The 18,967-nt window shown below is 67.8% G+C and carries 13 protein-coding genes and 1 pseudogene; 9 read left to right on the plus strand and 5 right to left on the minus strand.

What is annotated here, in order from left to right; genetic code table 11:
• Positions 1-32 precede the first annotated feature (32 nt).
• Positions 33-944: a LysR family transcriptional regulator gene (locus tag IPK27_22440; protein MBK8070264.1), complete on the minus strand. Its 912-nt coding sequence runs from the start codon at positions 942-944 to the stop codon at positions 33-35.
• A gap of 158 nt (positions 945-1,102) precedes the next feature.
• On the opposite strand from IPK27_22440, the gene IPK27_22445 reads away from it, so the two are divergent.
• The 4 genes and pseudogenes from IPK27_22445 to IPK27_22460 all read left to right on the plus strand — a co-directional run bounded on the left by IPK27_22445 (position 1,103) and on the right by IPK27_22460 (position 4,574).
• Positions 1,103-1,282: a hypothetical protein gene (locus tag IPK27_22445; GenBank protein MBK8070265.1), complete on the plus strand. Its 180-nt coding sequence runs from the start codon at positions 1,103-1,105 to the stop codon at positions 1,280-1,282.
• 206 nt (positions 1,283-1,488) lie between these two features.
• The gene (locus IPK27_22450; protein ID MBK8070266.1) at positions 1,489-1,941 is read left to right on the plus strand and encodes a hypothetical protein; all 453 of its coding nucleotides are present in this window, start codon (positions 1,489-1,491) and stop codon (positions 1,939-1,941) included.
• A 121-nt stretch (positions 1,942-2,062) separates the two neighbouring features.
• The gene (locus IPK27_22455; GenBank protein MBK8070267.1) at positions 2,063-3,781 is read left to right on the plus strand and encodes a lysophospholipid acyltransferase family protein; all 1,719 of its coding nucleotides are present in this window, start codon (positions 2,063-2,065) and stop codon (positions 3,779-3,781) included.
• Positions 3,778-4,574: pseudogene (locus IPK27_22460) on the plus strand (UDP-2,3-diacylglucosamine diphosphatase). Before IPK27_22455 ends, IPK27_22460 begins: the two are co-directional and overlap by 4 nt.
• A 71-nt stretch (positions 4,575-4,645) precedes the next feature.
• On the opposite strand, the gene IPK27_22465 reads toward IPK27_22460, so the two are convergent.
• From IPK27_22465 to IPK27_22480, 4 genes are all read right to left on the minus strand, one after another.
• Positions 4,646-5,953: an alkaline phosphatase gene (locus tag IPK27_22465; GenBank protein ID MBK8070268.1), complete on the minus strand. Its 1,308-nt coding sequence runs from the start codon at positions 5,951-5,953 to the stop codon at positions 4,646-4,648.
• Positions 5,954-6,092: 139 nt separating this feature from the next.
• The gene (locus tag IPK27_22470) at positions 6,093-8,348 is read right to left on the minus strand and encodes a TonB-dependent receptor (GenBank protein MBK8070269.1); all 2,256 of its coding nucleotides are present in this window, start codon (positions 8,346-8,348) and stop codon (positions 6,093-6,095) included.
• Positions 8,349-8,486: 138 nt separating this feature from the next.
• Positions 8,487-9,599: a hypothetical protein gene (locus tag IPK27_22475; GenBank protein ID MBK8070270.1), complete on the minus strand. Its 1,113-nt coding sequence runs from the start codon at positions 9,597-9,599 to the stop codon at positions 8,487-8,489.
• Positions 9,600-9,603: 4 nt separating this feature from the next.
• Positions 9,604-9,942 carry a hypothetical protein gene (locus IPK27_22480; protein MBK8070271.1) on the minus strand — a complete coding sequence of 113 codons (339 nt, stop codon included), beginning with the start codon at positions 9,940-9,942 and terminating at the stop codon, positions 9,604-9,606.
• Positions 9,943-10,283: 341 nt separating this feature from the next.
• Between IPK27_22480 and lptD the strand changes: the two genes are divergently transcribed.
• From lptD to IPK27_22505, 5 genes are all read left to right on the plus strand, one after another.
• Entirely contained in the window at positions 10,284-12,656 is a 2,373-nt protein-coding gene (gene lptD / locus IPK27_22485) for an LPS assembly protein LptD (GenBank protein ID MBK8070272.1), read from the plus strand.
• Positions 12,653-13,948: a peptidylprolyl isomerase gene (locus IPK27_22490; protein ID MBK8070273.1), complete on the plus strand. Its 1,296-nt coding sequence runs from the start codon at positions 12,653-12,655 to the stop codon at positions 13,946-13,948. The genes lptD and IPK27_22490 overlap by 4 nt, the downstream gene beginning before the upstream one ends.
• A gap of 190 nt (positions 13,949-14,138) precedes the next feature.
• Positions 14,139-15,143, plus strand: coding sequence for a 4-hydroxythreonine-4-phosphate dehydrogenase PdxA (gene pdxA / locus IPK27_22495; GenBank protein ID MBK8070274.1), 1,005 nt, complete (start codon positions 14,139-14,141; stop codon positions 15,141-15,143).
• Positions 15,130-15,906: a 16S rRNA (adenine(1518)-N(6)/adenine(1519)-N(6))-dimethyltransferase RsmA gene (gene rsmA, locus IPK27_22500; protein ID MBK8070275.1), complete on the plus strand. Its 777-nt coding sequence runs from the start codon at positions 15,130-15,132 to the stop codon at positions 15,904-15,906. The genes pdxA and rsmA overlap by 14 nt, the downstream gene beginning before the upstream one ends.
• Positions 15,907-15,961: 55 nt before the next feature.
• Positions 15,962-18,838 (plus strand): S8 family serine peptidase, encoded by a 2,877-nt coding sequence (locus IPK27_22505; protein MBK8070276.1) that lies wholly within the window; start codon positions 15,962-15,964, stop codon positions 18,836-18,838.
• Positions 18,839-18,967 lie beyond the last annotated feature (129 nt).

An 18,967-nucleotide genomic window follows, 5' to 3' on the forward strand; every position in this document is an offset into this window, starting at 1 on the left:
CACGGGGTGTATCGGATCGGCCGACGGTGTCGTCAGCGCGCCGGCGCCAGACTGGGATGATCGGAAAACTCGTCCACAAGAAAGTCGATCATCGCGCGGACTTTCAGCGACAGATGCCGGCGGGATGAATACACGGCATGGATCGGCAGCGGCCGGGGCACATAATCGCTCAGGATCTCGCCCAGGCCGTCGGGCACGATGCCATCGGGAAAATGCCAGGTGGGCAGGACGGCAATGCCAAGCCCGCCGATCGTCGCCTCGCGCACAGCGTCGGAACCATTGCTGCGCAACCGGCCGTGGACCGCCACGCTGACAGGGCCTTGTGGTCCTTCGAAATGCCAGGTTTCGCCGCCACCGATCCGGGTGAACAACACGCAGTGGTGCGCGCCCAGCTGATGCGGTTCGGTCGGGGTGCCATGCGCATCCAGGTATTCCGAAGACGCCACGGTGATGCGCCGCGTGGTGCCGATCAGGCGCGTCACCAGGCCTGGATCGCTGATCTCGCCGATGCGGACAGCCAGGTCGATGCCTTCCTCGATCAGGTCGGCAAACTCCTCGCCCATGACCAGCTCGATGTCCAGCGCCGGGTGGCGCTGCAGGAAGCGGCTGATGCGTGAAACCAGGTGCAGGCGAGCGAACACCACCGGACAGGCGATACGCAGTCTCCCGCTGGGCGCGCTGCGGCGATGGCCGACCACGCTCTCCGCGTTGGCCACGCCTGCCAGCACGATGAGCGCCTGCTCATAGAACATGCGACCATCGTCGGTAGGCGTCAGTGCGCGCGTGCTCCGCTGCAGCAGCAGGGTGTCCAGGTGCCGCTCCAACTCGGCGATGTGGCGTGAAATCGTCGGCTGCGAGGTGGCGAATTCAGCGGCGACCGCACTGAAGGAACCCGTTTCCACGACCCGGCAATAGCTCCGGTACCAGGACAGCAGGTCGGACACGGGGTCTTCCTTTCATGCGCATCGCGTATGAAAGATAGTCGATTACCCATAGTTTTTGTCGGCCATGACTCTCTGCACAATGGGGCACGCTGCGAGTGAATCCGCAGCGAACACCACCCGGCCGCCCGGCCATCGCTGAATTGCCAACCCGGAGGAGCATGATGATGTCCGCAGAAACTCGCCCCAACAGAAGGCTGCTGCACTCGGGCAATGGGATTGCCGTCGGCGTCGCCATTGGCGTGGCTTTTGGGGCAGCGTTCGGCCAACTGGCGCTGTGCCTGGCATTGGGCACTGCTTTCGGCGCCTTGCTGGAATGCGTTCCGCGCAAGTGGGCATGACCCGAGGCGCCAATCCCCGGCCCGCCGTTATGGAAGCGGCGCCGGTTGGCGTCGACCTTTCCCGGCTGGATCGATGTCGGTCAATGCCGCCTTGACCCGGCGGCGGCGGGCGGGACCGGTCGCGACCATTGCGCCGGCGCTGATCGATGGCGGCAAGCACCAGCCGTGGTCACCACCCGGTCATGCGCGCATGCGATAGTCGCTGCGTGGCCCAGGAATTTCGCAACCGCACGGCGGTGTTCGGCTGGGGATTCATGATCGCCTGGCTCGCGATGTTGTGCGCGTTCACCTGGATCCTGCTGCGCGACGGGCCGCCGCCGCAGCAACCGCTGTTGACGGTGGCGGTGCTAGCCCTGTTCTGGCTGGTGGGCGTGCCGGTGTCCTTGCAAATGTTCGCCCGGCCCATCGTCCACGTGCGCGTGCACGGGCGCGGCCGGGTGTCGATCCGCAAGCGTAATCTGTTCGGCAGCATGACGCAGGAGATCGGCCCGCGCGGAATGGCGGACGTCCGCGTGGTCGAGTCGACCGACAGCGACGGCGACCCCTACTTCCACGCGCGCCTGCGCATCGGCGATGGCATCGAGCTGGATCTCTGGGAAGGCCACCAGCGCCCGCAGGCGGAGGCGGAAGTCGCCCGGTTCCAACAGGCGTTGCGCTAGGGACCACCCGATTCCGCCCACAAGAAGTGGCGCTTCCCAGGTCACACGACGGTCGCCGCATCGTCATCGGATTGTTGCGTGGGTGGCCGAGAGTTCGCGGTGTTCGAGGTCGGAGTGCGCCATGCAGGAAATGCGCGAACGCCTGGTCGAAAACTGGCCCCGCTGGCTCGGCGGGCCGCAAGGCAGATGGGTGCGTCCGCTCGTCGACCGTTGCTGGCGCCTCGGCCACCTGGATCGCGCCCAGGACTTCCTCGACCGCAATCCGCAGCTACGCGGGTTGGAGTTCGTCGAGGGCGCGCTGCGCCACCTGGATGCGCGTTACCTGGTGGACGACCGCGAGCGCGAGTGCATCCCGGACAGCGGCGCCTGCCTGATCGTTGCCAATCATCCGCTCGGCGGTCTGGACGCGCTCGCGCTGCTGAAACTGGTGGGCGATGTGCGGCGCGACGTGCGCATCGTCGCCAACGACTGGCTGCTGGCGCTCGAGCCGCTGCGCGAACTCCTGCTGCCGGTGCGGGTGTTCGGCGGACGCGCAGAAGTCTCCCAGTTGCGGCCCATCGATGCCGCGCTGGAACAAGGATGCGCAGTGATCGTGTTCCCGGCGGGCGAGGTCGCGCGCTGGTCCTGGCATGGATTGCGCGAGCGCCGCTGGCGCAGCGGTTTCGCCCGACTGGCGTTGCGCCATCAGGCGCCGATCGTGCCGGTGCATGTCGCCGCGCGCAATGGCATCGGCTTCTATCTGGGCGCCGCGCTCTCCGGGCCACTGGGCAGCGCGCTGCTGCCGCGCCAGCTGTTCGGCCGGCGCGGTCGCCGGATCGGGCTGCGGTTGGCAGCACCCTGGTTTCCGGATGCGGCGGCGGCGCCGGCCGAACTGGCGCAGCAGACCCGTCGCGCCGTGCAGGCTTTGCGCCAAGGCCGCGATGTGTTGCCGGCGCGGCCGCAGGCCCTGGCGCACCCCGCCCCGGCGCAGGCGCTGGCGGCTGCGCTGGACCGTCTGGAAGCGCTCGGCGAAACCCCGGACGGGCGCCGCATCCTGCTGGCGGGGCCCGGCAGCCCAGGGCTGGTGCTGCGCGAGCTGGCGCGATTGCGGGAGCGGACTTTCCGCGCGGTGGGTGAAGGCACCGGGCATGCGCTCGACTGGGACCGCTACGACGCCCGCTACGAGCAGATCGTGCTCGCCGATGCGGAGGGGCACATCATTGGCGGCTACCGGGTGGCGCGCACGCGCGAACTGGTCGCGGCGCACGGGCGCTCCGCCCTTTATTGCGCCAGCCTGTTCGAGCTTGGCCCGCAATTCGACCCGATCCTGGACGCAGGCCTGGAACTGGGGCGCAGCTTCGTGGTGCCCGAGGCCTGGGGCACCCGCAGCCTCGATTATCTCTGGCTCGGCATCGGCGCCTACCTGCGCCGCCATCCCGGCCTGCGCTACCTGTTCGGCACGGTCTCGATCAGCTCGGCGCTGCCGCCACCGGCGCAGGCGCAACTGGTCGGCTACTACCGTCACTACTTCGGCGCCGAGCAGCCGCTCGCTCGCGCGCGCACACCCTTCCGCAGCAACGCCGCGCCCTGGCAGGCGAGCGAACTCGACGCCGCGCAGGCCTTCCGGGTGCTCAAGGACAATCTCGCCGCACTCGGCGCGCGCGTGCCTACCTTGTACAAGCAGTACACCGAGCTGTGCGAGCCGGGCGGTGCCCAGTTCCTGGACTTCGGCGTCGACCATGATTTCGCCGATGCGATCGACGGCCTGATACTGGTCGACCTCGCCCGCATGCATCCGCGCAAACGCGAACGCTACCTGCAACCCGCCGTCGCGGCGCCCAGCGCGAGCCTCGCCGCATGAACGCCGGCCGCATCGAAGCACGCACCACCTTCCTCTCCGACCTGCACCTCGGATCGCCCAACTGCCACGCCGAGGAGTTGCTCGACTTCCTGCAGCGTCTGCACACGCAGCGGCTTTACCTGGTCGGCGATGTCATCGACCTGCTGTGGATCAGCGAGCGGCGCGCACGTTTCGACCGCCACCAGTCGCGGGTGCTGGCGCGGCTGCGCGAAATGGCGAGCAATGGCACGGAGCTGGTCTACATACCCGGCAACCACGACCGACCGCTGCGCGACTGGTGCGGGCGGTGCTGCCGCGGATGAAGGTGCGCCGTGATGCGATCCACCGCACCACCGACGGCCGCCGCCTGCTGGTCACCCACGGAGACGACTTCGACGCCGCGGTGCAGACCGGCGGTTGGCAGGAGCGCCTGGGCGACCACCTGTACGATTACATCCTCGCCGGCAACCGCCTGACCAAGCAGATGCGCACGCGCCTGGGGCTGGGGCACTGGTCTCTGGCGCAGTTCCTCAAGCGCCAGAGCGGGCAAGCGGAGCGCTACATCGAACGCTATGTACGCGCGGCGCTGGGCGCCGCCGCGGCCCGCGGCGTCGACGGGATCGTGTGCGGGCACATCCATCGCGCTGCGCTGGAACAGCGGGACGGCCTGGTCTATGCGAACGACGGCGACTGGGTGGAGAGCCTGACCGCGATTGCGGAATCCGCCTGCGGCACCCTGCGCCTGCTGCAGTGGACCGGCCAGGCGCGCACCCTGGCGGAACTGCAGGCGGTGCCACTGCTGGCCGCCGCCTGAACTAGAACGCCTTGACTGACTGAAACCCGGCCCAGACCCGCGCGTGGTCGCGCGGGGGCCGGCCGCACCACTCAGCGCGTCGCCGAGGCGGGCTTGCCAGTTGGCAGCAAGCGATCAAACAACCCCAGGTAGAGCGCGCGATAGATGTCGCTGGAATCGATCGTGCCTTCGATCAGCGCCGCGCCCGGGCCGATACCGCGCGCCACCGTGCCGCCAGCCGAGTCCGAAGCCGAGGCCCAGGTGACGTAGAAGGGAATCCGCTTGCCGCGCGCATCCGGCGCGCTGAGGTAGGGCTTGCCGCCATCGCTGTCCAGCGGCGAGCCATTCTCGGTGCGCCGCGGCAGCGGCCGCGGCAATTCGTCGAGATCGTCGCTGGTGGCGTTCATGCCGCCGTTGTCGGAGTCCGAGGCCACCAGCAGCGTCAGCGCCGGATTGTCGCGTGCCTCGGCCAGAGCCAGGGAAATCGCGCGATCGGCACCGGCGGCGGCTTCCAGCACCGCCGGGGTGTTGTTCTCGCCGGACAGATTGTCGGTGCCTTCCTCGTTGCCGACCAGCAGGTAGCCCTTCGGCGATGCGCGCAAACGCGCCAGCGCGACGGCGACCATTTCGTCGAAGCGCGGCGCCTGCGGCTGGAAGGCGGGAAGCTTCAGGCGTGCCAGTTTCTTCTCGCTCGCTTCGTTGAAGGTGTGCTCGGCGGCGAACAGCCCGAGTATTTTCGCCGTGTCCTGCGACAGCGCCAGCAGTTCTTCGCGCGTGTGCACCACGGTGTACCCGGCCTCGCGCGCCTCCTCGACCAGGTTGCGCCCGTCCTCGCGCACGCCTGGCCCATGCGCGCCCGCGGTCCCCTTGGGCAGGAAGAACTGTTCGCCGCCACCGAGCATGATCTCGGGAGCCGCCTGCAACAGCAGCACCGCGATGTCGACGTCGTTGTCGCGGTCCGGGACCGACACCAGGAAGGCCGCGGTGCCGGGTTCGGTGATCGTGGACGAATTGACGATGGCGATCGCCTTGCCCGCTGCGCGCGCCTCGTGCATCACGCTCATCGGCTTGCCGGACAGTGCCACTGGCGCGGTCTTGCCGTCCAGCGAACCGAAGCTGTCGAGGGCGGCACGGATGCCGTAGGCGTGGGTGGTGGCGCCGCCATTCGACGATGCATTGATGCTGTCGAGCATCGGCCCGACATAGATCGCCAGCCGCGGCAACTGGTCCCAGGCGAGGCGCCCGTCGGGACCCACGGCGTGCATCCGCAGCGCCGCCCAGGTATTGGCGCCCATGCCGTCCGGGTGCAGGAAGATCGCGCTGCGCGGTGCGTCGGCGGCAGCGAGGTGGGCACTGGCGAGCAAGGCCAGCGCGGGGAGGAGTCGGGGCGTCGTTGTCATTGCAGGTTCCTGCGCGTAGCGGATTGTGGGTTGAGGGCCGCGAAGCCAGCGCACCCGGGATGTAGCCCGGAGTACCGCGCAGCGGTTCTCCGGTGCTCGCGGCAAGCACCCGGAGGACACATTGCGCATGTACACCGGGCTACTGGAAGGCGTAGCGCGCCACCAGCTGGTACACCGGGCCGCCGGTCTCCGTCTCCAGTTCGTACTCGTCGTATTCCAGTGCCAGCTGATCCGCGATGGTGTTGAACTTGCGGAAGGTCTCGTCTTTGGCCGCGTCGTTGAGGTTGGACCCCGTCAGGCGCAGGGTGAACTGCTCGCCGAAACGCTTCTCGATGAAGGCCTCGACATCGGCGCCATAGGTGGTCTCCACTTCCTCGCCGACGATGCGGCCGAGCGCGGCACCCTGCTTGCGCCAGGTGACGCCGAAGCTGGTGCCCCAGCTCGGGATCTCGTGGATGAACCCGACGTTGGCCACGTAATCCGACTGGCTGTTGAACTGGCGGGTGCCGAACACGTCCTCGATCTCGCTGTCGAGCCAGGAGTAGTTGAGGAACACACCGGTGTTCTCCAGGCCGAAGACCGTCAGCGGGGTCGACAGGTCGAATTCCACGCCCCAGACCTCGCCGTCGCCGGTGTTGCGCGGCTGCAGCACCAGCGTGCCCTCGCCTTCGCTGCCTTCCTCGCCGGTGCTGGCGATCTCGATCAGGTCGCTGATGTCGCGGTAGAAGAAATTCAGGCCGAAGACGCCGTCGCGGCCGATGCGGCGCTCATAGCCCAGGTCGAAGCCCCAGGCGGTTTCCGGGTCCAGGTCCGGGTTGCCGAGCAGATCGTTGTCGCCCAGTTCGGCCTCCAGCAGCGCCGGGGTGATCGCGTCGAAGTTCGGCCGGCGCATGGTGCGCGCGAAGGAGGCGGTGATCCGGTCGATGTCGGTCAGGTTCCAGCGCAGGTGCGCCGACGGCAGCAGCTGGCCATCGTCGCGCTCGTTGCGGCGATCGGCGGCGTCGGCGGTCTCGTCGATGATGGTGGTCTCGGTGTACTGGTAGCGCAGGCCGGCTTCCCATTCGAGGATCCCGCGCTCGCCGCTCAGCTTGACGAAAGGATCGATGCGGTCTTCCTCGATGGTACCGACACCGCCCGGGGGCGGCAGGAAGGGGCCATAGCTGCCCGGGATGGCCGGACGCGTGGCCGGCGGATTCGGGATCGTGATCCGGTTGCGGTCGGTCAGGATCGAGGTGTCGCGATCCTTCGCCTGGTACTCGAGGCCGAACTTCCACTTCAGCTCATCGCTGCCGCGCTCGTGGCTGAATTTCGCGCTGAATTCGCGGTCTTCCAGGTCGGTGTAGGTCTGGTCGCCGGTGAAGCGGTCGTCTTCCGGGAAGGGATTACTGTCGCGCAGGTACTCGATCTCGTCCTCGAACTCGAATTGCTCGTCGTCGAAGGCCGCGTAGCCGATGCGGTACTTGTTCTCGCCGCCCCAGGCATCGTGCACGAAGCCGCCGTCGAAGGACCAGTTGCGGGTGTCGATCTCGACGTCGTTGTCGTTCAGCGTCAGCAGGTTGGCGTTGTTCTCGATGCCGCTGCGGTACTCGAGGGAATCCTCGTCCTGCAGGCGGTCGGTGCGCACGAAGAATGCGTTGAGGTCCAGCTGGCCGTTCCCCACCGGCGCCGCGTAGCTGCCACTGAACGAGGAATCGGTGCCGCTGCGCACGTCGGTCTGCACCTCGGTGTTGTCGAGCGTGCCGCCCGGTTCGTCGAAGCGCTGGCTGAACTTGTCCTTCGGGTTGCGCCGACCCTGCACGTTGGCGCCGAGCAGCAGGCGCCCCGGGCCCACCGCGCCGCCCCAGACCACCCCGCCGAGTCCACGGTTGACGCCGTCGTCGTAGTGCAGGCCGCCGGCGCGCAGGTAGCCGCCGTCCAGCGAATAGCCGTCGCGCAGCACGATGTTCAGGGTGCCGGCGATCGCGTCGCCGCTGCGGTCGGCCGAGGCCGAACGCACGATCTCGATGCGCTCGACCAGTTCGGCCGGGATGCGGTCGACGAAGAAGGAACGGTCGAAGCCGGCGCCCGGCACCTTCTCGCCGTTGATCAGGATCTGGGTGTAGGCCGAATCCAGGCCGCGCAGGCGCACGCCGTCGTACTCGAGCACATCGGACAGGAAGGCCACGCTCGGCACGCGCTTGAGCATGTCGCCGACGGTCAGTGGCTCGAAGCGCTGGAAGTAGCTGAGGTCATAGCTCAGCACCGGCGCGGTGGCTTCCGTGCGATCACGGTAGACGATCTCGCCGGTGACCTTGACCGCATCCAGTTCGGTGGCGGTCGCGGCCTTGTCGGCCGCCTCGGCCAACACCGGGAGCGCCGCGCCCGCAAGGACGAAACCGGCTAGGGAACGGGCCATCGCGGCCACCAGGGACTTCTGCTGCATGATGCGCGCCTTCGGAAGAGGAATCGAAGGCCGCGTTCATAGGGGCGGCAGATGACCGCCGCGTGTCTGCAGCAAGACAGCAAGATGATGGCGCAGCGGACCGCCGCCGGATCAGGACGAATGCTTCCCGTCGTCGGCCTCTGCCATCTCGGTCGGCTGGGCCGACGCCTTCAGCGACTCCACCCACTGTGCCAGCGTTTGCGGCGAAGACTCGCCGATGTACTCGGCGTGCGCCCAGCCCTGGTCCGGTACGGTACGCGCCGCCATCAGGCGCGCGGCGCGCAGGCCGAGCTCGAGTTGCTCGTCCTTGAGCTCGGGCACGCGGAACAGGATCGCGCCGTGGCGCGTCAGCTTGGCGGCCGACTGGTCGGTGCCGTGCCCCTTGCCGCCGGCGGGTTGGCCAAAAATCGCGATCGCCGTCGCCGGATTCCATTGCACGAGCGGGGCGTCTGCGCCCACCGCTGGCGGGGCAAGGTGGCCGATCTCGTGAAACTGCACGTCGACAAACCAGAACCGCGCGGAATTGAGGTCCACCCGTTCGTGGATGATCCAGCCCAGCGTCTGGTCGCTGACCGGGATGCCGCGCCGCTCCGAGAGCAGCCCCAGTTGGTGCCGCCCGATGAACCGGAAATGCCGCGGCACCTGGATTCGCGCAAAGGCCGCATTGAGGCGCGCATTGCCTCGCCGGAAGTTGAGTTCGCGCAGGGGAATCCGCGCAACCGTGGGGGGTGCAGCGGCAAACTCCATGGAACCCGGTGCAGATGTCGCAGCGATCCCGTCCGAACCGGCAGTCGGTGACACGAATGCGCGCGGGCTGCGTTCCGCGGATGCCGCCGCCGGACTGTCCAGATTCACGTCGGAAGCCGATTCGGTGTCGATACCCAACGCGCGTAGTTGTTCACGCTCGATCTCCGCCGCGAATACCGGATCGGAGGCACGGATCTGCTCGATCTCATCCTGCGTGTACAGCAGGCTCGGATTCTCCCCGACGAACGTCGCCGATGTATTCCAGAGCAGGATCGAGGCCACCGCCGTCACCAGGAACTGCAGCCGGATGTCGCTTCCTCGCTGGCCCCAGTTGGTGATCAGTGGGATGACCGCGATGGGCCAGCAGAGGAAGGCGGCGACGGCCATGCCGGTGCTCACTTTCGCGATCCTGATCGCCATCCACGCGACCATCACGACAATCAGCGCCCAGTAGAAGGTGATGTAGTTCGCGCCCATCGGATCACTCCAACTCCGTGTTGATCACCTGGTCCCGGCGCAGCGAGAGGTCGGCGTAGCCGCCGTGCAGGCGCGCCCGCAGCAGGATCTCGCGATCATTGGCGCGCTGGATCTGGCCGCGATGGACTGTGCCGGTGTCGGTGGCGATCTTCACCGGCACGCCGATGAATCGCTTCAGGTCGTGCCAGTCGATGCGATAGCCGCGCTGGATCGCCGTCGGCTGCGCGCTGTGTCCGGGCTGCGACATATAGCGCTCGATCCAGATCTCGTCGTCCTGCGAGGCCGCGGCCGACCCGGCCAGGGTGCAAAGAGCGAATCCCAACAGGCATGTGGCGAAGCGCATCCCGAATCTCCTGGTACAGCGCCCAAGGCGCGGACGATTGCTGGCGAGCACGGATCGCCCGCCGCGACCCCGGGCCGCACGGTCAGACCGTGGCAACAACTGTGACTGCAAGAATACGCGACGCCCCACGGCCGGCCAAACGAGCTTGCTTGAACCAGTCCTCATTGCGCGGCCCCAGTTGCCGGGAACAGGCCTCAGGTTCAAGCGAGCCGGGCATTTCAGGCCCATGCGGAGTGGGTCGCACGCGCAGGTCCGCTTCCGCCGCCTGCATCGCTGTGCCATCGTACGCGGCTGGCGCACACGCGCCCATCGCATCGCTGCACGCCTCGGGAATCTGGATGATGAGATCGCAACACGCATCGCGCTGGCTGCTGCTCGGCCTGGCCCTGGCGCCGCTGCCCGCCGCGCTGGCCGCCGAACTGTGCCCGGTGGATCCCTGGCAGTGCGAGCGCTCGGCGGACGGCTGGCGTTGCGCCGGCCAGCCCAAGGCGCTGGAGAGCGGCAAGGCGGACTCCGCTGCGCGCGCGGCCGCCTCCACCGAGCTCAAGGGCGACCAGCTCGAGGGCAAGGACGGCGAGAAGGTACGTGTCGACGGCAATGCGAGCGCGGTGCGCGCGGACCAGCGCCTGCGCGCAGACAGCATCGAATACGACGTTGCCAGCGACAGCGCCAAAGCCAGCGGCAATGTGCGCTATGACGACGCCAGCAACGCCTTCTACGCCACCGAGGCGACCGCCGACCTGGCCAAGGACACCACTTCGCTCACCGATGTCCGCTATGCGCTCAAGGCCCGCCGCGGACAGGGCCGCGCCGACCGGGTCAGCACACAGGGCGGCAACAGGACCACGCTCGAAGGCGTCACCTACACCGCATGCCCGGGCGACGATCCCTCGTGGCAGATCGAGGCGAGCCAGCTTGCCATCGACCATGAAGCCGGCCAGGCCACGGCACGCGATTTCAAGGTGCGGGTCGGCGGCGTGCCGATCCTCTACTCGCCCTATGCCAGCTTCCCGATCGACGATCGCCGCAAGAGCGGCTTCCTGGCGCCCAAGATCGGCGGCGGCAGTGATGGCTTCGACTTTGCCGCGCCGTATTACTGGAACATCGCGCCGAACTATGACGCCACCCTGACGCCGCGCCTGATCAGCGAGCGCGGCTTCCAGGCAGGCGGCGAGTTCCGCTACCTCCACGCGGGCGGCTCGGGGACGCTGGACGGCGAATGGCTGCCGGACGACGATCTCTTCGGGGACGACCGTGACCGCTACCGCTTGCGCCATCACGGGCAGCTGCTGCCCGGTGTGCGCCTGGACGCGGACATCAACCACGTCTCGGACGACCGCTACTTCGTCGACCTCGGCGATTCGCTGAACACCTCGTCCACCAGCGTGCTCGGCAGCCTCGCACAGCTCTCCGGAGGCGGCCGCAACTGGCGCTGGAGCGTGCTCGCCGACGAGTACGAGCTGATCCTGCCGGACGTAGACGAACGCATCCAGCACGATCCCTATCAGCGCAAGCCGCGCGCCTTTGCCGCCTTCGACGAGCGCTACCGCGGCTGGCGCTACGGCGGTTACGCCGAATGGGTGGATTTCCGGCGCGACGATCTGTGCGCACTGGACGGCAATGGCGACCGCCTCTGCACCGATGTGGACCAGGGCCGGCGCCTGGACGTCGCGCCCTACCTCGGCTACGCCTGGGAGCCGTCCTGGGGCTTCCTGCGCATGCGCGGCACCCTGCGCCACACCAGCTATGACCTCGACCGCGCGCTGCCGGGCGACGAATCGCCCAGCCGCACCACGCCAATTTTCAGCACCGATGCGGGCTTGCTGTTCGAACGCCCGAACGCCTTCGGCCGCAGCGACTGGCGGCAGACGCTGGAGCCGCGGCTCTACTATCTCAACGTGCCCGAGCGCGACCAGTCGGACATCCCGGTGTTCGACACCGCGCCGTTCGATTTCAGTTACGCCCAGCTGTTCCGTGACAACCGCTACACCGGCGCGGACCGCCAGATCGATGCCAATCAGCTCACCCTGGCGCTGACCACGCGCCTCCTGGACGACGCCACCGGCGCCGAGCGCGCCGCGCTGAGTCTGGGCCAGGTGCAGTATTTCGATGCGCCCGAGGTCTACCTGCCCGGCGAGGAAGACCCCTTTCGCGTCGACGATCGCCAGCGCTCGGCCTATGTACTGGAACTGCGCAGCGCGCTCGGGCGAACCTGGACGCTCTCCGGCGGTTACCGCTACGACCCGGAGCGCAGCCGCACCGACTTCGGCGCGGTGCGCCTGCAGAAGCGCTTCGGCGACGAGGGGCTGCTCAACATCGGCTACCGCTATCGTCCGGACCAGGGCAGCGCAGTTGTCGCTGCGCCCGGCGATCCGCCGCTGGTTTACTTCGGCGACGGGCGCATCGGCATCGAGCAGGCAGATGTCTCCGCGCTGGTGCCGATCAACCAGAACTGGCGCGCCGTATTCCGCTGGAACTATTCCTTGCGCGAGTCCACGACCCTCGAAGCGGTGGCGGGTTTCGAGTACGTCAGCTGCTGCTACAGCGTACGTTTGCTTTCGAGGAACTATCTTCGCGGTATCGGTACGGAACGCCGCAACGCGATCTTCCTGGAGTTCGAGCTGACGGGCTTGGGCTCCCTGGGACGCGACACAGGCGATTTCCTGCGCCGTGCTATCCTCGGTTATCAGCCTTTCGGGGGCACCCAAGAATGATCCGCAACACATTGATTTCATTGCTCTTTATGGCGCTTTTCGGAGCCCAGGCGGAGCTCCCGGCGCAGGCTCTGGGAAGCAACATCGACCAGATCGTCGCGGTGGTCGAGGAAGAAATCATCCTGCGCAGCGAACTGGACCAGGCGCTCACCGGCATCCGCCGCCAGTACCAGGGTCGCGAGAACCAACTGCCCCCGGCCGACGTGCTGGAGCGTCAGGTGCTCGAGCGCCTGACGCTGGTCCGGCTGCAGCTCCAGCGTGCCGACGCCACCGGCGTGCGCGTGACCGATACCGAGGTCGACGATGCCATCGGCCGGATCCTGCGCCAGAACCAGATCGACCTGAACCAGTTGCAGCAACAGCTGCGCAACGACGGCTTCACCCTGGCCGAGTTCCGCAAGACCATGCGCGACGAGCTGATGGTGCAGAAACTGCGCCAGCGCGTGGTGGATTCGCGTGCCGATGTCAGCCCGTCGGAACTGGAGATCGCGCTCGCCAGCGGCGTGCATCGCAAGGGCGAGGTGCGCCTCTCGGTGCTGCTGATCGGCGTGCCGGACGGCGCCAATGCCGAGCAGATCGAGACCGCGCGCAGCAAGACCGAGGGCGTGAAGAAACTGATCGACGACGGCACCATGGATTTCGCGGCCGCGGCCATCCGCTACTCGGACGCTGGCCAGGCGCTCGAGGGCGGAGACCTTGGCTGGCGCCGCTACGACCAGATCCCGCCGGCCTTCGCCGATCTTGTCAGCGGCATGCAGGTGGGCGAAGTGTCGCAAGCGCTGCGCACGCCCAGCGGCTTCTATCTGGTCAAATTGGCCGACAAGCGCGAGACCAGCCAGATCATGGTCACCGAGTTCAACGCGCGCAAGATCGTGGTCAAGGTCACCGAGTTGCAGGGCCCCGACGAAGCTCGCCGCGAGATCGACGCGATCTACGCCCGGCTGCAGAAGGGCGATGACTTCGAGAAGCTCGCCCGCGAGCTTTCCGAGGATGACGCCAGCGCCCCGCTCGGCGGCGAGATCTGTTGGTTCGCGCTCGAAAGCCTCGATCCCGAGTTCTCCGAGATGATCGCCCAGCTCAAGGACGGTGAATACAGCCGCCCCTTCCGGGATCCTTCCGGCTGGCAGGTGGTGCAGCGCGTCGGCACCCGCACCGCAGACCGCACCGAGGACTATGTGCGCGGCCAGGTGATGGAGAGCCTGCGCCAGCGCAAGGGCGAGGAAGCCTACGAGCAGTTCCTGCGTCAGCTTCGCGGCGAGGCGTATATCGACTACCGGCTGGCGAAAAGCTGAGGGAAAGCGGTGAAAGGTGAAAAGTGAAAAGTGAAAGGGAAGGCCTGAGCCTGCGGCGGCATCGTCGACCTCCGGCCTCCACTTTCGCGGACCATCCTCTTTTCACTTTTCACTTTCACTTTTCACTTTCACTTTTCCTTTCCTTTCACTTTCACTTTTCACTTTCACTTTTCACTTTTCACCGCCTCCCATGCACCGCATCGCCCTGACCGCCGGTGAGCCGGCGGGCATCGGTCCCGAACTGCTGGTGCGCATCGCCCAGCGGGCGTGGCCATTCCGCGTGGTGGCAATCGCCGACCGCCGCTGCCTGCATGGTGCCGCCGCGCGCCTGGGGCTGCCGTTGACGCTGGTCGAGGACGATCCCAGCCAGCGCCAGCCACTGGCTGCGGGACAACTCGCGCTGCATCCCTCTCCGCTGGCGCAAGCGGCGATGCCGGGCCGGCTCGATCCGCGCAATGCCGGCGCTACCCTGGCGATGCTGCGCAGCGCCGCTGACGGGGCGCTGCATGGTCGTTTCGATGCGATCGTCACCGCGCCGGTGCAGAAAAGCGTGCTCGACCACCCCGAAGCACCGTTCTACGGGCATACCGAGTTCTTTCAGGCGCTGGCGGGCGTCGAGCACGTGGTGATGATGCTGGTCGCGCCCGCGGATGGCGCGCGACCGGCTTTGCGCGTGGCACTGGCCACCACCCACCTGCCGCTGCGCGCGGTGGCCGACGCGATGCAGCCGGACACCCTGGAACGCTGCCTGCGAGTGCTCGATGCCGGCCTCCGCCGGGACTATGGCATCGCAGCGCCGCGCATCGCGGTGCTCGGCCTGAATCCGCATGCCGGTGAGGACGGGCATCTCGGCGACGAGGAGCAGCGCGTCATCATCCCGCTGCTGCAGCGCCTGCGCGGCGAGGGCATGCAACTGGAAGGCCCGCTGCCGGCCGACACCGCCTTTTCCCCGAAACGCCTGGCGCAGACCGATGCCTTCCTCGCGATGTACCACGACCAGGGCCTGCCGGTGCTCAAGTTCGCCGCCTTTGGCCGCGCGGTCAACGTGACCCTCGGCCTGCCCTATGTGCGCACCTCGGTGGACCACGGGACAGCACTTGATCTCGCCGGCAAGGGTGAGGCCGATCCCGGCTCGCTGGAAGCGGCGCTGACCGAGGCCGCACGCATGCTGGATGCCCGCCATGGCCAGGGGTGAGATGTTTGCGCGCAAGCGCTTCGGTCAGAACTTCCTGCGCGACCACAACGTGATCGAGCGCATCGTCCGCGCGATCGACCCGCAGCCGGGCCAGCGCGTGGTCGAGATCGGCCCCGGCCGCGGCGCGATGACCTGGCCGCTGCTCGACGCGCTCGGCGAGCTGACCGCGATCGAGATCGACCGCGACCTGATCCCGATCCTAGAGGCCGAGAGCGCGGCGCACGGGAAGCTCACCATCGTCGAAGCCGATGTGCTGACCGTCGACTTCACCGCGCTGGCTGCAGGCACCCGCCTGCGCGTGGTCGGCAACCTGCCCTACAACATCTCGACCCCGGTGCTGTTCCACCTGCTGGACCATGCCCCGGCCATCGCGGACATGCACTTCATGCTTCAGCGCGAAGTGGTCGAGCGGATGGCCGCACCGCATGGCGACAAGACCTACGGGCGCCTGTCGGTGGCACTCCAGGCGCGCTGCAAGGTGGAGAAACTGTTCCGCGTGATGCCCGGCAGTTTCTGGCCGGTGCCGAAGGTGGAATCGGCCATCGTGCGCCTGACGCCGCTGCACGACCCCGAACGCGAGGCGCTGGCCGCGACGCTCGACACCGTCCTGCGCGCCGCCTTCGCGCAGCGCCGCAAGACCCTGTCGAATGCGCTGGACGGCGTGCTGGACGCCGTCACCATCGCCAGCTGCAATGTGCGCCCGGATGCGCGCGCCGAGCAGGTCGACGTGGCGGGATTCCTGAGGCTGGCAAGAGCACTCTGAGCCTCACGGAATTGCGCATACTCGGCGCACTTTCCGTGTTCACAAGGCTTCCCCGATGTCGCGAGTTCTCCTTTCACGCGCTGCCGCCAGCCTGGCTGCTCTCGCGCTCGGCCTTTCGGCACAGGCGGCGACCGTCGATCCGGCCGTGAATGCCGCACTGAAGGCCGCGCCCGACGCCCGCGCGCGCGTGCTGGTCAAGCTCTCCGGCCAGGCCGACCTCAGCGCCGCGGCGCGTATCGAGGACTGGAACGAGCGCGGCTGGGCGGTCTACCGCGCGCTCAGCGGCGCCGCGGAGCGCACCCAGGAGCCGTTGCTGCAACGCCTGCAGGCCTCGCGCGCCGCCGGCCATATCGCCGGCGTGCAGCGCTACTGGATCGTCAACCTGATCTCGCTGGAAGCGGACCGGGTCGCGATCGATGAACTCGCCGCCAGCCCGGAAGTGGAGGCGATCCTGGCGCCAATGAAGCTGGAAGTACCGATCGTGCTGCCTGAACTGCCTGCGGCCGTCCCGACCGCCATCGAGTGGGGTGTCAGCAAGATCCGCGCACCGGAAGTCTGGAGTTCCTACGGCACCACCGGCGCAGGCGTGGTCGCGGCCAATGTCGACACCGGCGTGCAGTTCAATCACCCGGCGCTGGTCAACCAGTACCGCGGAAACCTCGGTGGCGGCAGTTTCGACCACAACTACAACTGGTTCGACCCCACCGGAGCGACAACATTTCCGACCGCCGTCGAGGGATCCCACGGCACCCATGTGATGGGCACCGAGATCGGCGACGACGGCGCCGGCAACCAGATAGGCGTGGCACCCGGTGCGAAGTGGATGGCGGCCTATGGCTGCTGTCCCGACAACGAGGCGCTGTTGCTGGCGCAGCAGTTCATGCTCGCCCCCACCGATCTCGCCGGCAACAACCCCGACCCGGGCCGACGCCCGCATGTGCTGAACCAGTCCTGGGGTGGCCCCGGCGGCAGCCAGATCTTCGAGGACGTGATCGCGGCTCTGCGGGCCAGCGGCGTGTTCCCCGCCTTTTCCGCCGGCAACAGCGGCGGCAACGGCTGCGGCAGCCTGGGCTCGCCGGGCGACAATCCCTCGTCGTTCAACGTGGCGTCGACCAACAGCAGCGACGGCATCTCGGGCTCTTCCTCGCGCGGCCCGAACCCGATCACGGGCATGGTCGGGCCTGAGGTTGCGGCACCCGGTGTCAGCGTGCGCTCCAGCGTGCCCACCAATTCCTACGCGGTCTTCTCCGGCACCTCGATGGCGTCGCCGCATGTGGCTGGCGCCGTCGCGCTGCTGATATCGCTGGAGCCCAAGCTGATGGGCCAGGTCGAGCAACTGGAAGAACTGCTGCGCAAGACCGCGGTGCCACTGAACGTGGCGCAGACCTGTGGCGGCGTCAACGCCGCCACCGCGGTCCCCAACAACGCATTCGGATGGGGCCGGATCGACGTCAAGGCTGCGGCCGACATGGTCTACCAGGCTGGCTGGCTGCAAGGCTCGGTGCTGGTGGACGGCGCACCCAGGGAGGGTGTCGTGGTCAGCTTCAGCCGCCTCGGCGACACCCTGACCACCACCACCGACGCAGCGGGCAACTATCGCGTCGTTGCCGGCGCAGGGACCTATGCGATGAGCGCCTCGCACCAGGGCCAGACGGTCAATGCCGCCGGCGTGGTGGTCACCCAGAACGCCACCACCCAGCAGGATTTCAGCATCGGCGCAACCCAGTACTTCACGCTCGCCGGGCAGTTCCAGCCGGCCGCGCCGGCGATGATCGTGGTCCTCGGCCACCCGGCCATTCCGCCAGCCTGGGCCGATGCCGGCGGCAACTTCAGTGTGCAGATCCCGGCACCCGGCGCGGACATCCGGGTGGTCCATCCGGGCTTCCAGACCCAGGTGCTGCGGGTGAACGGCAGCGGTGGCACGATCAACCAGATCATTCCGTTGGCGCCGACTCAGAATTATGTCTGCCGCGACAACACCGAGGCTGGCGGCCCAACCTACGCCTGGACCGATGCAACGGGCGGCACCGCCTACAACCTGGACGACGACGCCAGTTCGGCCAGCATCACGCTCCCGGGCACCTTCACCTATTTCGGTACCGATCACACCACGGTGCGGATCAATTCGAACGGCTTCCTTTACTTCGGCGCGACCAGTTTCTCCACCGCCAACATGTACCTGCCCTTCGAGGGCATCCCCAACAACGATGCGATGGCCTTCGGCGAGGACCTGAATCCCGCGCTGGGTGCTCAGGGAAGCATCCACTCGCAGGTGCGCGGCAGTTCCCTGGTGGTGCAGTACACCCAGGTGCAGCACTGGGCCGGCGGGTTCCGGGAGACCTTCCAGATCATCCTCGACACGGCCACCGACACGATGACCTACCAGTACCACACGCTCAGCTGGCCGGACTTCGCCACGGTCGGCGTGGAGAACGCCAGCGGCAGCGTGGGCCAGCTGTACTCGTACCGCAACTCCGCCGGCCTGGTGGCCGGCCGCGCGGTGCAGTTCACGCCGGCCAGCGGCGCGGCGGTGAACTGGGGCTGCGACCACGCCTTCACCCTCTCCGTGTCGGACGATGCCGATCCGGTGCCGGCCGGCAGCACCGTCACCTACCGCATCCATTGGAACGCCGTCGGCTACGGCGGCTCGACGAGTGCAATGGTCACCGCGGATATCCCAGCGGGCGCCACATTCGTGGATTCCTCCGGCGGGGTGGTTCCGGTGAATGGGACGATCTCCTGGCCGCAGGGCAACCTGCGCCCGGGCGCTGAAGGCGAGCTGTGGTTCCGGGTGATCGCCAACAGTCCGTCCACCCTGAACATCAACGCCACCATCGGCGACATCGACGGCGAGCAGCGCACTGCGACCGAATCGACCACCGTCGGCGCCCCGGCGGAGAACCTGTTCCGGAACGGGTTCGAGGGGAACTGACCAGTCTGCGATTGCGCTGGGCCGGGGGCTGGACGCTGTCACCGTCGCCAGTTGCAATGCGCGCGCCGGGCAAGTGGAGGTGGCGGGCTTCCTGCGGCTTGCGCGCGCCTGCGCGCTGGCCACAAGCGT

The sequence above is a fragment of the Rhodanobacteraceae bacterium genome, from assembly GCA_016713135.1.
GTDB lineage: Bacteria > Pseudomonadota > Gammaproteobacteria > Xanthomonadales > SZUA-5 > JADKFD01.

Bases quoted from the DNA above. Each gene is read 5' to 3' on its own strand.
- IPK27_22505 (MBK8070276.1), top strand. From the start codon at position 15,962: ATGTCGCGAGTTCTCCTTTCACGCGCTGCCGCCAGCCTGGCTGCTCTC.
- IPK27_22470 (MBK8070269.1), bottom strand. From the start codon at position 8,348: ATGGCCCGTTCCCTAGCCGGTTTCGTCCTTGCGGGCGCGGCGCTCCCG.
- pdxA (MBK8070274.1), top strand. From the start codon at position 14,139: ATGCACCGCATCGCCCTGACCGCCGGTGAGCCGGCGGGCATCGGTCCC.
- lptD (MBK8070272.1), top strand. From the start codon at position 10,284: ATGAGATCGCAACACGCATCGCGCTGGCTGCTGCTCGGCCTGGCCCTG.
- IPK27_22445 (MBK8070265.1), top strand. From the start codon at position 1,103: ATGATGATGTCCGCAGAAACTCGCCCCAACAGAAGGCTGCTGCACTCG.
- IPK27_22465 (MBK8070268.1), bottom strand. From the start codon at position 5,953: ATGACAACGACGCCCCGACTCCTCCCCGCGCTGGCCTTGCTCGCCAGT.
- IPK27_22475 (MBK8070270.1), bottom strand. From the start codon at position 9,599: ATGGGCGCGAACTACATCACCTTCTACTGGGCGCTGATTGTCGTGATG.
- IPK27_22480 (MBK8070271.1), bottom strand. From the start codon at position 9,942: ATGCGCTTCGCCACATGCCTGTTGGGATTCGCTCTTTGCACCCTGGCC.
- rsmA (MBK8070275.1), top strand. From the start codon at position 15,130: ATGGCCAGGGGTGAGATGTTTGCGCGCAAGCGCTTCGGTCAGAACTTC.
- IPK27_22455 (MBK8070267.1), top strand. From the start codon at position 2,063: ATGCAGGAAATGCGCGAACGCCTGGTCGAAAACTGGCCCCGCTGGCTC.
- IPK27_22490 (MBK8070273.1), top strand. From the start codon at position 12,653: ATGATCCGCAACACATTGATTTCATTGCTCTTTATGGCGCTTTTCGGA.